9 protein-coding genes are annotated in these 14,967 nt (G+C 51.8%); 4 read left to right on the top strand and 5 right to left on the bottom strand.

What is annotated here, in order from left to right; translation table 11 throughout:
• Positions 1 to 331: 331 nt before the first annotated feature.
• Both K3T83_RS21415 and K3T83_RS21410 read left to right on the top strand, forming a co-directional pair.
• Positions 332 to 3,124, top strand: a complete 2,793-nt coding sequence (locus K3T83_RS21415; protein WP_220204973.1) for a protein kinase domain-containing protein — start codon at positions 332 to 334, stop codon at positions 3,122 to 3,124.
• A 105-nt stretch (positions 3,125 to 3,229) separates the two neighbouring features.
• The gene (locus tag K3T83_RS21410) at positions 3,230 to 6,007 is read left to right on the top strand and encodes a protein kinase domain-containing protein (RefSeq protein ID WP_220204972.1); all 2,778 of its coding nucleotides are present in this window, start codon (positions 3,230 to 3,232) and stop codon (positions 6,005 to 6,007) included.
• A gap of 157 nt (positions 6,008 to 6,164) precedes the next feature.
• Here the strand turns inward: K3T83_RS21410 and K3T83_RS21405 are convergent, their stop codons facing one another.
• Positions 6,165 to 8,135: a hypothetical protein gene (locus K3T83_RS21405; RefSeq protein WP_220204971.1), complete on the bottom strand. Its 1,971-nt coding sequence runs from the start codon at positions 8,133 to 8,135 to the stop codon at positions 6,165 to 6,167.
• A gap of 178 nt (positions 8,136 to 8,313) precedes the next feature.
• Entirely contained in the window at positions 8,314 to 8,910 is a 597-nt protein-coding gene (locus K3T83_RS21400) for a TetR/AcrR family transcriptional regulator (protein WP_220204970.1), read from the bottom strand.
• Positions 8,911 to 9,412: 502 nt separating this feature from the next.
• Here K3T83_RS21400 and K3T83_RS21395 point away from each other — a divergent pair.
• Entirely contained in the window at positions 9,413 to 10,132 is a 720-nt protein-coding gene (locus K3T83_RS21395) for an SDR family oxidoreductase (protein ID WP_220204969.1), read from the top strand.
• A 50-nt stretch (positions 10,133 to 10,182) separates the two neighbouring features.
• Here the strand turns inward: K3T83_RS21395 and K3T83_RS21390 are convergent, their stop codons facing one another.
• Positions 10,183 to 11,340, bottom strand: coding sequence for a metallophosphoesterase family protein (locus K3T83_RS21390; protein WP_220204968.1), 1,158 nt, complete (start codon positions 11,338 to 11,340; stop codon positions 10,183 to 10,185).
• Between the two features lie 123 nt (positions 11,341 to 11,463).
• A complete protein-coding gene (gene pgeF, locus K3T83_RS21385) occupies positions 11,464 to 12,366 on the bottom strand; it encodes a peptidoglycan editing factor PgeF (RefSeq protein ID WP_220204967.1) in 903 nt (300 codons plus the stop codon).
• A gap of 157 nt (positions 12,367 to 12,523) precedes the next feature.
• Here pgeF and K3T83_RS21380 point away from each other — a divergent pair, with 157 nt between their 5' ends.
• Entirely contained in the window at positions 12,524 to 13,612 is a 1,089-nt protein-coding gene (locus K3T83_RS21380; RefSeq protein WP_220204966.1) for a serine hydrolase domain-containing protein, read from the top strand.
• 172 nt (positions 13,613 to 13,784) lie between these two features.
• Here the strand turns inward: K3T83_RS21380 and K3T83_RS21375 are convergent, their stop codons facing one another.
• Complete coding sequence (locus tag K3T83_RS21375; protein WP_236064949.1) at positions 13,785 to 14,237, bottom strand: lysozyme family protein; 453 nt, start codon at positions 14,235 to 14,237, stop codon at positions 13,785 to 13,787.
• Between the last annotated feature and the right edge of the window lie 730 nt (positions 14,238 to 14,967).

Here is a 14,967-nt window from a genome sequence, read left to right as displayed (position 1 = left end):
CCCCCGCGATAAATCGCTCGACTACAACACCGGAACGCTCACAGCGTATTTAGCCCCACCATTTCCCCCACCATTTTGTGCAATATGCCACAACAAAAATGTGCAATATTTGATATCCTCCCCCTGGATTACGTCTATTTCTACATATATATTATCTGGTATAGCAGATGTGCTAACTTTGGCTCTAGAGATACGTAGGTAATTGTGAGATTGCATACAAGTGTGGAATTTTCACTCGACTGATACCAGGAAACCAAGTATAATCTGCTGAGATAGGACGCTAGAGACTCACGTTGTGCTTATATGTCTCAGAAGGTAGGAAAAAAAGAAGATGGAATGTCCCTACTGTAAAGCAGAGAATCGGGACGGGGTGCGATATTGTGGGAGTTGTGGTAAGCAAATCGGGACACCTCCCGACACGACAACTGCAATGCCTGGTAATAGTTCCTCTCGCTCACTTGCAACTGGCTCGCGCTTGCAGGGCGGTCGCTATGTGATCAAAAAGGTGCTTGGACAGGGCGGTATGGGTGCAGCACTGCTCGCGACAGATATTCGTCTGGATGGCAAACCTGTCGTTATCAAAGAACTCATTTCTGATACCATCGATCCTGATCGCCTCCAGGACGATGTACGGAACTTCAAGCGAGAAGTGTCTCTACTTGCCCATCTCGATCATCCCCTGATTCCTAACGTCACCGACCACTTCCAGGAAGGCTCCCGCTACTTCATGGTACAGGAGTATGTGGATGGCGAAAACCTCGAAGAGCAGATCGAGCGCGTCGGCCAACCACTCAAGGAGCGCGATATCCTGGTCAGTGCGTCCGAAATACTGGATGTGCTTGACTATCTCGCACAACAAAACCCGCCAGTGATCCACCGCGATATCAAACCCGCGAATATCATTATCGGGACAAAAGATCATCGTGCGCATCTGGTCGATTTCGGCATCGCCCGCGCCGACGTTGCGAAAAATGTGCAGCGCAAGCAAACCTCTGCTCTGGGCACTCCTGGCTATGCGCCACCGGAGCAATATCAAGGCAACGCTGATCCACGCTCAGATCTCTATGCGCTGGCTGCCACGATGCACCACCTGCTAACCAACCGCGACCCGCGCAATCATCCACCATTCTCTTATCCACCTGTGCGTGCCTTTAATCAACAGCTTTCGCCAGAGATCGAAAATATCCTCACCCGCGCGCTGACCAACGATATCAATCAGCGCTATCAGAGCGCGGCCATAATGAAGCAAGATATCGATGATCTGTTGCTCCATCGCTTTGGTGTAACAGGCGGAACCAATACCTATGTTTTTGGAAATTCGGGACCGATATCTTCATCGGGCCTTGCTCCAACCGTCCGACCCAGCAGCGGCATACAGTCATCGCCTGACCTTGCCGCCTACCCAACGCAGGCAGGGACAGTCACTCCCGCTTATCTTGCACAGGTATCGGGGACGTATCCTCCTGTGTCCACAGCGACACCACCACAGCCTATTGCCCCACCGTATGTCTCGATGCCAGGTTTCTACCCACCACCGCCACCTCCACCTGCGCCACGCAAAACGTCCAGGTGGCTGATCCCGGTAACGCTCCTGCTCGTGGTGCTGCTGCTAGGCGGTTTTCTCACTATGTATATGGTGCCTCGTCTCGGCTCACGCGGCACAACCACCAGCACAACACCAACCGCAGCAACAACAAAGACGCCAACGAACAGCAATGGCATCGGTGTAACGCAAATCGGCAAGGAAAAGATTGGCATCAGCGATGGCAGCTTTGCGCTCGATACCGATAGGCGCGACGGCAATCTCAAAGAGCAGGCCGCGACCAGCTTCCACAACAACGATACCACCGGGGCCATCTCACTGTGGAATCAGGCGGCAGGTGAGGAGACCACCGATGCTGAGGCGCTAATCTATCTGGAGAACCAGCACACCCTGACCTCGCCACACGTGACTATCGTGGTCGCAACCATGCTCTCTGGCGGTAGCGATCTTGCAGGTGTAGGCCGCGATGATTTGCAGGGTGCCTATGTCGCACAGAAAGAATTCAACGATAACGCCAAACTCACCGGTGGCTTCAAGGTTCGCTTGCTGATCGCGAACACCGGGAGCAAGACGGAATACGCAAAGCAGGTGGCACAGCAGATTATCGATCTGGCGAAGAAAGATTCCACATTTGTTGGCGTGATGGGCATGCCGTATAGCTCGCGCACGTTTGAAGCAGCTCAGATCCTCGGCAACGCTCACATACCGATGGTTTCTCAAACGTCCTCCAGCGACCAGTTGACGAGCATTTCGCCCTACTTTTTCCGCGTGGCTCCATCCAATAAGATCCAGGGTATCAACGGGGCCAAATATGCGGAACAGACGCAGCACGCAAAGAAAGTGGCGCTGTTTGTCGATATTCGCGATCCCTACAGCCAGAGTCTGGCACAGGATTTCTCGCAGCAATTTCAGGCCGATGGCAATACGATTGTTGCCACCGAGAATTATACTGTGGGCAAGACAGATAATATTCCTTCGCTGTTACAGGATGCATTGAGCAAAAACCCGGATATGATCTACTTCTCTGGCTATTCAAGCGATGTCGGGGCGCTCCTGAGCAACCTGCCAGCAAACACGCCGAGCAAGCTGACCGTGATGGGTGGCGATGCGCTGTATGAACTGGGCGGTTATCCCAAGAGTTCACGCGCACAGTTTAATCGCTTGCGCTTCACTGCATTTGCCTATCCCGATGAATGGGAAGTGCAGGGTCTCACAGCAAAGAAACCGGCCTTTTTCAACGAGTATCCGGCGGCCTTTGATCCCAATCATCAGAAGCCAGCAGGCGTTTATGGCTTTACGCGAGCCGCCAATGATGTTATCCTTTCTTACGATGCAATGGTAGCGCTCTTGATGGGCTGTAATATTGAATTGAACGCAGGAAAGAAGACGATTACCCCGGAGGACTTGCGCGATGGCTTGAGCAAGATCAATGGTGCAAGCGCCTTTCAGGGAGTGAGTGGACAAATTGCCTTTGGACCCAATGGCGATCCGGTCGATAAAGCCATTGTGATTCTGTATGTCGATCCAGTGGGTCGTATTCATATGGAGCAGACGGTCGAGGGTCGCTTCTTATTAAAATAGCCCAGAGAAGCAATCCGGGCACAGTTAGTAGGAGCGCTTTTGATGAATAGCGCTCCTACTAGCTAGTAATCATCATCAGTAGTATAGATAGAGTAGGCACAGAGCATGAAATGTCCTTTTTGTGGTACCGATAATCCAGCCGGAGAGATGTTTTGCGGCAATTGTGGCGGGTCTCTTGATCCAGCTACAGCTCCCCCAACTGTCATCACCGGAGGTGGTACAGCCACAGCCGTTAGTGGGTCAAGTACGACTGGTAGCACAACAGCTACCAGCCCAACTTCTGGCGCGAGCAGTGGCACCTTAACCCCGAACTCACGACTACAAAACGGTCGTTACGTTGTAGAGAAAATCCTGGGGCAGGGCGGCATGGGTGCTGCTGTGCTGGCAAAGGATACCCGCGTCTCTAACAAGCGCGTGGTCATTAAAGAACTGGTCTCGGATAACTCAGATCCAACTCAGCGACAAGAGGATGTACGCAACTTCGTGCGTGAGGTGGATACGCTAGCAAACCTCGACCATCCTCTGATTCCCACCGTCACGGATAGCTTCCAGGAAGGCTCTCACTACTTCATGGTGCAGGAGTACGCCCCTGGTGAAAATCTGGAAGCGCATATGGAGCGGCTCAAGCAGCCTATGCCGGAGCAAGAGGCGCTTTCGTATGTCTCGCAGGTGCTTGATATCCTCGATTACCTCAGCCAGCAGACTCCGCCTATTGTCCACCGCGATATCAAGCCGGCCAATATCATTATCAGCAGCCGCGATAAGCGTGCCCGTCTGGTGGACTTTGGTATTGCACGCGCAGATGTTGCCAAGCACGCCCAACGCAAGCAGACCTCAGCGCTAGGGACGCCCGGCTATGCTCCTCCTGAACAATATCAGGGCAATGCCGATACGCGCTCAGATATGTACGCTCTGGCGGCCACTCTGCATCACCTGCTCACCAATCGCGATCCACGCGACTATCCGCCCTTCAGCTATCCAGCTGTCCGCACGCTGAATCCCAAAATCACGCCCGATACCGAGCGTGTTCTGAAAAAGGCGCTGGAGATCAATGCGAATAATCGCTATCAGACGCCAGCCGAACTCAAACAAGAGATCGATACTATTCTGGCACAGCACTTTGGCACAGGCCCGGACACCAGCACCTATATGCGCGGCACATCCGGTCCCATCTCATCGCCTGGCCTGCCTCCAACACAGATTCAACGCCCGGTGACGCCGCCACCACCTGTCAGGCAGCCCGTCCAGGCACAAAGACAGCAGCAAACGATGCAGCCTCCCCAGGTGCAGTTCCAACCACGACAACAAGCCCGTAGACCAGTAAATGGCTTTATTATCCTGGTTGTCGTTGCCATACTGATCGGCGCTATCCTGGTTGTTCCTAACCTGATGAAATCTAACTCGCAAGGCAGCGGCAATCAGGGTAGTAATCAGGGCGGCCTCCCAACCGCAGTATCCACCGAAACGGTCACGCCAGCTAATACCAGCAACGGTATCGGCGTCACGACCACCAGCACTAACGAGTCTATCGGCATCAGCGATGGCACGTTTGCCTTTGATACCAACCGCAGCGACGGCTCCGATAAAAAAGATGCTGCGGATAACTTGAAATCAGGCAATATTGGTAGTGCTCAATCGTCCTTGCGCTCGGCACTGGTCAAGGAGACCAACGACGCTGAGGCCGCGATCTATCTGGAAAATATCCGCATAGGCAACCGACCGCATATCACAATCATCATAGCTACCATGCTCACTGGCAGCGGCGACCTGGTATCAGTTGGACGCGACAATTTGCAGGGAGCCTATGTCGCGCAAAAAGAGTTTAACGATAAGGCTGGTGCCAATGGCTTGCAGGTGAAACTGCTAGTCGCCAACACCGGCAGCAGCGCAAACTATGCTACAGCAGTTGCCCAGCAGATCGTCCAGGCTGCCAAGAGCGACAACACTATCGTTGGCGTGGCAGGCTGGCCCTATAGCTCGCGCGCACTGAACGCCATTCCTGTGCTGACGCAGGCTCAGATTGCTTCTGTCTCGTCCACCGCCTCCAGCGATGACCTGACCGGTTCCTCGCCCTACTTCTTCCGCGTGGCTCCATCTGACACCACGCAGGCAGGCGCAGGCGCGAAGTATGCCCAGCAGAAGCTTCTGGCAAAAAATGTGGTGGTTTTCGAGGATACTAGCGATCCTTATAGCCGCAGCCTCGGTGAAGGCTTCAAGAAGCAGTTCACTGGAACCATCCTGGCAACCGTCGACTATAAGGTGAACGATAAGCAGTCGGTTACGACAGCGCTTCAGCAAGCCATGAGCCAGAATCCCAAACCCGATCTCTTCTACTTCGCGGGCTATCCTAACGATGTCAGCGTGATCTTAGAAGATACGGCCTCTGCCAAGGTGCCGGTCCTGGGTGGTGACGCACTCTACAACCTCGGTGGCTATACCAAAGCTGCAACTGCTGGCTTCAGTCGCCTGCACTTCACAGAGTTTGCCTACCCCGACGAGTGGAACGTGCTGAAACTCAATGCTCAGAAACCGCCCTTCTATACGGATTATGGCAAAGCCTTTGATCCCAACAACAAGCACGCCAACACGTATGGCTACACCCGCGCGGCATACAACGTCACGCTGAGCTATGATGCGACGTTGGCCATGCTCAGCGCGGCCAACAACGTGCTTTCCAGCAATGGCGGTAAGCTCTTTACGCCCGCTGATCTGCAAAAGGCGCTCACTAATATCAAAGGCGCTCAGGCCATCCAGGGAGCCAGCGGCCAGATCGCTTTTGACGCCAATGGTGATCCGGTCGATAAAGCGGTGGTCATCCTCTCCGTCGGCTCTGGCGGCTTCAAGATGGAGGATGGACTGGCTGCTGGTAAGCTGGTGAAATAGGTATCGATCATTGCCCAATCAAAATAAAGGGAAAGCAACAAAAGAGAAGAGCTGAGATAGGATCATTTCCTGGCTTCAGCTCTTCTCTTTTGTCGTCCTATGTGTGTTTTACCAACAGAGAGGAAGTCATCTTCCTCATGCCGTCTGCATCCATCCCCTAAACCATGTTATAGGCTGTCGCGCCAACCGCTGTCACCACTCCTCCGGCGATTGAGCCGGCATTAGTGATGGCCCTGGCCGTGGAGGTGCCCAGAATAGAGGGGGCGCGCACCGTCATCCAGAGTACCAGGATAGGTGGTAGCTCGGTCAATATTCCTTTCATCAAGCCGAGACCGTCGGAAGGGATTGCTGGTAATGTCGGGATCACCAATGGCAACGTAGTGATGATAAAGACCTGGACAATTTGAACTAGTAGGGCAGAGAAAAAGCCTTTGGTCCACTGGTTGACCACACTTTGTCCGAAGCCCCCAGGTAAGGCCCAGCAGCCAAAGGCCACAGGACACAGCAGAATATAATAATTCAAGATAACAATGCGCACGAGCACCTGCGCCCAGAGCATAATGGAGAGCACCAGTAAGATGAACTGACCCAGGTGCTTGATGAAATCGAAAAAGGTAGTGATTGTGGCGACAAGATGGACTAAATTGCCAAAGATCGGGATGATCGAGGACAGCACGTCCGTGATAAATTTTTTAGCTAGAATCGACACAAACTCATTGGCGGCGCACCCCCAACGGCTCATGGGCACTACCATCCCACGATACGAAATTGGGTCGTTCTCATTAGCAAGCGCGTAAGCAACTGGCTGTCCATTTACCGTCGCTGCGGGAAAGCCCAGGTCTTTATGCAGTAAGACAAGACCTCCGGTGATATTATTGGAGATCGCAATCAAGGTTTCGGTCATGGTAAAAGCGATCACAATAATCGCGAGGCCGAGAAAAAGACGAGGGATGGCTTGCAGGGCATTGGCATAACGAAAGGTAATGCTGCCCAGAAGCACCTGGTAGCCGATCAGAACAATGACCGGGGTCAGTAAGATCAGTCCGATGCCCAGGGTATAGGGCATAAGCTTTGTGACTCCATCGAACTTGAAGGTATCTTCAGGGAATGTATAGAGGAAACGGCCTCCTACTCCCGCAGCAGGGGTCGCTTGCGTAGATGAGAGTACTCCTGGGGGATTACCTGAGAGCCAATCCGTTTGAATAACTGACACTGCGGGGAGACCATCTGAAAGATCTGAACAAGGAAAGGCCCAGTCACTATTATTAGATTCACATCTAAGCGTATCATATTGGTTTGTTGTAGATCCGCCGTAGTTTGCTGTAGTAGTTCCATCTGGATTGTATTTCGCAGCATAGTTTGAAGGACAGATCCATATACTGCTTCCTGCAACGCCAGCAACCTGAGCACAAGTTGGCTTAGCAGTACCATGAGCACCATCCACTTCAACACGGTCAACCCAGGGACGAACGTTAAGCTTACTGACGTCACAAGTATCAAAATTGGAGATATCTACCCTGGTCGGGTTGAAGTGTGGATTTGACAGGCTGGCAGCATAAAGGCAGATCACATAATCCTGCTTCCCATTTCCTGTTAGATCTATTGGAACAGAATGGCTATCATTTTTATCATCTTGTGGACAAGACCAATGCCCGCTTTGACATGTTGGCATGGGGCTACCACCTGGAATATACTTGCCATTCTCAACGGTTGAGGTGGCCGATCCGTCTGAATTGGTCGTTGTCGTTGTAGACGCGGTACAATCAAGCAGATTAGAGGGGTATCCCATCAATCCTCCAATATCTATCTTGGGGTCGTCGCTCGCCAATTGAGAAGAGGCCGAAGCCGATGTCCCTCCGATGAGAGAAAAGAGACTGGTGATCAAGAAAATGAGAAAATAGAGCAGAAGAGCGACAGGAATGAACCGGCGTTTTTTCTTGCCCTGCTTCCTCAGAGGAAAGGAGAGTTGTGCGAACACATGTGTCACAGGTCCCCTGATGTCCTGTAGCGTTGACCGCCAGCCTTCCTTGCTCCCGGTCTGGCCGCTGGATTTCTCTTTCAACTCACCATGAGGACTACTGGTTATCTCATTGCTCTTGTTATACCCTTTGTAAGTAGTATCTTCCATTGTGAACATTTCTCCTTCTTCTGAGGCTACTTTTTTTAGAGATATCAATCTGATGCAGATCGTACAATGCTTGATAAAAGATGCATTTGTACACAAAACATCAATTTGTAAACACAACGGAAGTGTACTCTATCTCCACAAAGAGTTTAAGTAGAATTGAGGGAAATTTGCAGAATCGTTAAGCAGGGTTATAACGCCTGAGCATATCCACCAATTGCTCCATCAACACCTCATCAAGCGCTGCATGTTGCACCAGTACGCGATACCAGATGGCACCATAGACGAGATCTAGCAGGAAGTTGATATCAACATCCGCTGCGAGTTGTCCACGCTGTACCCCTCTTGTAAGGAGTTCGCCCAGGGCATTGCGCCGCGCATAGATAAAGATGTGCAGGAACTGCTCCGCGAATTCCGGGTCCAATAACGCCTCTGCCATCAAGCTTCGTAATACCAGAGCTGTCCTCTCTCCTCCTGCGTGCAGCGTGGCGGCAAAAAACTCCTGAAGATCCTGCCGCAATGAGCCAGTGTCGGGCTGTGGAATTTGCGTGGCAGCATTTGCGGTGAACGCCTCAAGCACAACAGCAGCTTTCGAGGGCCACCAGCGATAAATGGTCTGCTTGCCAACGCCCGCCTGCGCTGCAATGGCCTCAATGGTCAGAGCGCGATAGCCATCCTGCTCTAACAAATCCAGCGCCGCCTGTAAGATCGCTTTATGCGATTTATCATTGCGCCTCCGCCCTGCGCTATTCCTATCAACAAACTTCTGCTCGGTCATACCACTCTCCTGCTAATGTAGTTCGTAGTGGAGCGATTTATCGCGTTGGGGCCGCATCACAGGTGCCTCCACCCACGCGATAAATCGCTCCACTACGAACTACACCTGGCTTCATAAACGACATCAACCCTTGACAATACACTACGTCTCGTATACAATTAACAATACGAGACGTTTCGTCTTATTATAGTGAATAGATCACAGGGAAGCAACTGGCCTCCCTACTGATACAGGGCTTTCCAATTCTCCCATCTAGCGGGAGTGCAGAGGGCGGCAGCCCTTTGCCGGGGTGCGGGGTGTCCCCGCAAAAACCTTTTTTCTTCTCTTTTGCGCGCCGCCGCAGGCGGCGCGCGAAGGAGGGAAGGAAACTGGGGACGCCCCAGGCCCCGGCAGGGAGACCCCTGCACCCCTTTGAGCGGAGAACTGGAAAGCCCTGCCTACTGATAGCACTGATGGGACGATGGTTCTCGCCTCATCTTTCAAAGTGTGATAGGAGCAGATAATGACATTGACAAATCAACGCGCTGTTATATTCGGCGGTACTTCAGGCATCGGATTGGCAACAGCAAAAGCGCTGGTGGATGCGGGAGCAGATGTGGTAATTGCCAGCCGCCAGAGCGAAAAAGTAGCAAACGCGCTCAAAGTTTTAGAGCATAACGCAACTGGTGAAGCGGTGGATGCCACCTCAGCCGAACAGGTGCGCGCCTTTTTCCAGCACATCGGCCCTTTCGATCACCTGATTATCACACTGAGCAGCAGCCTGGGAGCAGGTGAGTTGCGGACGCTCGATACCGCAGTGTTGCGTCGGGCCTTTGATGGAAAATTCTGGGCGCATCTAACCGTCGCACAGGCCAGTCTGGACACGCTGCGTCCCGATGGCTCGCTGACCCTTGTTACCGCCGCCTCTGCTCGTGGACCAGTTCCCGGTGCCAGCGGCCTCGGTGCAGTCAATGGGGCGCTGGAGGCAATGATCCCTTCGTGGGCTGCTGAGCTACAACCCCTGCGTGTCAACGCCGTTTCCCCTGGCGTTATCGCAACGCCCTGGTGGGATAACCTCTCACAGGAGCAGCGCGAGGCACTGTGGGCGCAATACGCCGCTCAGTTACCAGTGAAACGCATCGGTCAACCCGAAGATGTCGCTCAGACCATTCTCTTCCTGATCAACAATGCATTTATTACTGGCTCCGTTATCGACTGCAACGGCGGCTCATTTATCAAATAACTAGAGCGAGAGAGCATGCTACCTTGAGCATCGGGTCATGCTCTCCTCTTCTACAACCACCACGACTGCAATCGATGCTCTCTCCAATCAAGGGTAAAGCTGTCAAGCACCCGAACTGGACCAGCGCTCCACGATTCCTGCGGACGTGGCACAGTCGTATAGGTGCCGGTCAGCACGTGATCCGTCACTTCCAGGCGCATAAAACCGTGACGATCATCGCAATAGCTTTCCAGCGTGATATCTGGTTCAATCTTCAATGGTACCTGGAGAACTGATCCACCAGCGCTCTTTTGCATGGCATGGAGATGCCAGTAACCACCAGCCCCCGTCACGATATATGGGATCTGGCGTCCGTTGATGGCACGGGTGAAACGTTGATAATTGTGAACGTGTCCGGCAAATACGGCATCAGGATAGCGCTGCGTCTTCTGTACCACCTGCTCTAACATCTGCTCCATGTGAGCACTGCCGCTGTGCAATTTGTCGGCAGAGTAAATGGGATGATGCATCGCCAGTAGCAACGCCCGATCCTGCGGCGCACAGGCAAACTCTCCCTCCAACCATGCTATCTGGTCAGCGTCCAGTTCCCCGCCTTCCGGCACATTGGTATAGATGCCAACGATGGTGACAAAAGGAGCCTCTAACGTCCAATAAACGTTGGGCTGGATCTCCGCCTCACGCGTGGAATCGCCTGCCTCCGGCGTAATATGCGCCTCCTTTGCACAAAAATTCTCGACAAAGGCGGCCAGCGACGGAACTGATGTATTGAGCAGATCGCCATCGTGATTGCCGGGAATGCCCACTATCGGCAAGGGATATTGAATATATGGCTCGTAGAACTGCGAATAGTAGTTGGCAGCTTCGCCATAGTAATACACAACGTCACCAAGATGATAAAAGAAGGCTGGATACCCCCCGGACGCTGCATTCTGTACATCGTTCTCCATATGCATCGCGACGATCTGCTGTGCCTGCGGCGCTTTCACCCCGCCAGTATCACCGATGATATGAAATACCATGCGCTTTGCCTGTTGTATTGCTGCCATCATATCGGCTGACACGATACGATCAAGCGATAGATGATAGGGGGCTGCTCCGGTTGGTGGAGGCAATGGGCGAAATGGTTGATTCGTATGCGGCGCATGTATCCGACGAATGCGCACGCCATGCCCTCCAGTTGTACCGTTAGAGAAGCTCGTGATAGACATAGTGCCAAACCTTTCATACAAAAGCGATTTTCTATATCATGAAATATCAGGTCTATTTATCCTGATATTTCATAGACGCCTGTATGAAAGGTTTTTCGCACACAAATCGATATAGATATATTTTTATGCTTTTAGTGCGATTACCACCGCAAAACGACCTGTTATACCATTTTCTCTGCGATACGAGAAGAATAGCTCAGTATGACAGGAAGTACAAATATCGGCTATTTCGATATGTTCAGGTTGCAAACCTGCCATCAACAACTGCTGACGATTGGTCGTGCAGAGATCGAGGCGCAGGCTGGTGCGATCAGACAGTTGCACATGTGTAAACGTCGCCGATTCACGCACAAAACCGCGCAAGTGTGGGCGTACAGGCATATCGTCGAACACCTGCTCGCCGGAGAAGAGTTGGCGTACATGTTCGCTCACCTCATAACAGCAAACGCCGATAGAAGGTGCAATGCTTGCCAGTATATTCGCTGGCTGACAGCCGAATTGCGCGCTCATATCCTCAACGGTTGCCATCACGATGCCGCGTGCTGTACCGCGCCATCCGCCGTGAGCAATGCCGATCACCTGCTCGACAGGATCGTAAAAGACGATGGGGACGCAATCGGCGAAAGAAAGGGCCAGTCCAACTCCACGCTCGCGCGTAATCAACGCATCGGCCTTGCGAATCGATTGCGGCGTCCAGGACTGCTCATAAAAAGAGCGAGAGGCCCAATCGGTCCGCCATTCGTCTTCATATTGAAAGGTGGCGATGTCGGCTCCATGCACCGGCCAGGGCGTGACACATGGATAGTCCTGCATTGCAAGCGCCTCCAAAATGCGCTGCCGATTGCGTATAACATTATCGACGCTATCGCGATGCTTGTTTTTGAGCGGCGTCGAAGTGTTGAGTCCCTGATATGGCGGCGAGCTGAACCCGCCCTGACGCGTAAAGACGCCGTGAATGAATTCTGGAAAGGGTTGGTAGTGAGAAAATTGCAGGTAGGAGAGATCTTCATACTGCTGTTCGATCAAAACGACTGGCTCCTTTATGCTAGCATTTTCGGCTCAACTATACATGCTTCATTGTATAATAACAGAACAGAGAGCGCATTACTTGCGTGTGCCCTCGATTATCTACCATGCGCCCCGTACACCAGCCAGGTGTAGATACCATAAAGAGAGAATATATATGCCTTTTTCTGCCCGATTGAAAGAAGTTCTTACAGAAGTTGATGTGGTGATGGAACGAGGACTCCAGGAATACGCATTTCCTGGAGCTGCACTCTGGATAGGATGGCGCGGCGAGACCGTACATAGTGCGGCGTATGGCAAGACTGCCGATCAAGCCTACGAGCAGTACAAACCCATCCTGACAACGATGCGCACACTCTACGATCTGGCATCACTCACAAAGGTTGTGGCGACCACGACCGCTATCATGCAACTTATAGAGCAGGACAAATTGCAGCTTGACGATCTCATCTGTACCTATCTGCCACAATTTGGCTGCGACGCACAAAAAGAGTCGATCACGATCCGGCATGTTCTCACTCACACGTCGGGGTTGCCTGGTCCCTGCCGCCTCTATCAGGAGCATCACGGTCCGGCGCAAATTCTCAATGGTATCTGTCAACAAGCGCTGGTCTTCCCTCCCGGCACCCGCCATCTCTACAATGATCTTGGCTTCATCTTGCTTGGAGAACTTGTCCATGAAATCACCTCGCTCAACCTCGCCGAATATACACGGGCATATATTTTCGAGCCGCTGGGCATGCATGATACGCTTTTCAAACCAGCAGAATCGCTCAAAAGTCGGATTGCGCCCACCGAATATGTCGAGTGGCGAGGCGGTCTGGTGCATGGCGTGGTCCATGATGAAAATGCATGGGAGATGGAGGGGATAGCCGGGCACGCTGGCCTGTTCTCGACCGCCGAAGATCTGGCTCGTTTCTGCACCATGCTCTTGCAGCCGGAACAAACCACCCCCATGATCTTGCAGCCAGAAACGATTGCCCGCATGACCTCAATCCAACATCCAGACCCCGATGAGGCGTTTGGATTGGGTTGGGTGATTGCCGCCCCCTATTTTATGGGCAATCTGGCCAGCAACAATACATACGGGCATACCGGCTTCACCGGCACCTCGCTGCTGATCGACAAGGCCCACCAGTTGGCTATCGTTTTCCTCGCAAACAGTGTCTGCCCCCAACGCGGCACCAATCTCAATCCATATCGACGCGGCATCGCCAACGCGCTTGCCCGTCTGTTTCATCCATGAAAATTTTAACAATTTCCAATTTCCCTCCGTCGTAATCGAGCGATTACGACAAAATACAACAAAAGATCCCGACTGCACACAGCCAGGATCTTTTGTTTGTTCTGAATTCAGAAAATTGTAAGAGCATGATCGAACGTCTGTATATCCAGTAGACGCGTCATTTTATCTCTAACTATGGTTGGCAGACCCATTCGCGCCAGCTATGCCCATCACGCACAAAGATATCATGGGCGGCTCGCACGTTGGCGTAAGCATCGTAGGGCGAGGCACTCGCTTGAGATGTGCTATACCATGTGCTGGGATAGAGAATCTGGAATACGCCAGTCGCGCGGCTATTTCCAATGTACATAGAATTGACGGCATTTGGATTCAGGCCCGACTCACATTGGGCAACGCGGAGCGCTCCTGGTGCATCTGGTCCAAAGACCTGATTAATCATGCCTGTCACCTCAGCTGCCGAAGCTGACGAGGAGCTTAGCGTACTGGCATGGGCTTGCTGCGCGTTCGTATTGACCATCACCCCTAACAGGGCAACGCCCAGAACAACAGCCAGACCCAGCTTGACTAGTACGGCTTGTGCGGTAGACAGATGTAGGAACTTCCGGTTGTCACGTTGTGTACTCAATATTTTCTCCTTCAAGTTATCATTGATATGGATCAGTTGGATAGCACAAAAATACCTCTCATGGGATTTATTTTGTGGCTGAAATTCCCTGACCGCTATTACCTTCGTGGTTGTGTAGTGTGCTTCTGGCAATTATGCCCAGAAGATTTGGTAGGCCACTAATCATTAGTGTCTAGTTTGGATGGCTTTCCTCTACCCACCCTACCCCTCAAAACTCTGCTTTCATTTTGTAACTTGCAATATCTTACCATGAAACAAAATGATATACCACGAAACCTGTTAAATATAGCCTATATTGGCTACTCTCGATGTAGAATTGCAACTGGCCTGCTTTCTTCGGCAAACCTGTTTTCAAATTTAGGTTATTGATATATTACCATGAAACAAAACGATACAAGTTCAAGCATTATAAACGTAGCCCATATTGGCTAAAAAAATACAATATAACTTGATAGAAGATCCGCTAATAATTCTATTACATTCTATTGCACTATAGAGTGAGTATGAACAGAAGGGCAAAACGGGTTGTCTGGTCCAACTTTATTATGTGCATTATTCTAGATTCAGGTTTTTACAGTCATTTCATTGGCGCAAATAAACGGATCATGGACAAAAATTTGTCGGGAGCAAACCCGGTAAAGTTTTCGTAGTGGAGCGATTTATCGCGTGGGGGGGATGCGCCTGAGATGCATCCCCCCCACGCGATAAATCGCTCCACTACGAAAGAGGT

It is taken from the genome of Reticulibacter mediterranei (assembly GCF_016587455.1).
This window is presented reverse-complemented; position numbering and strand designations above follow the sequence as displayed.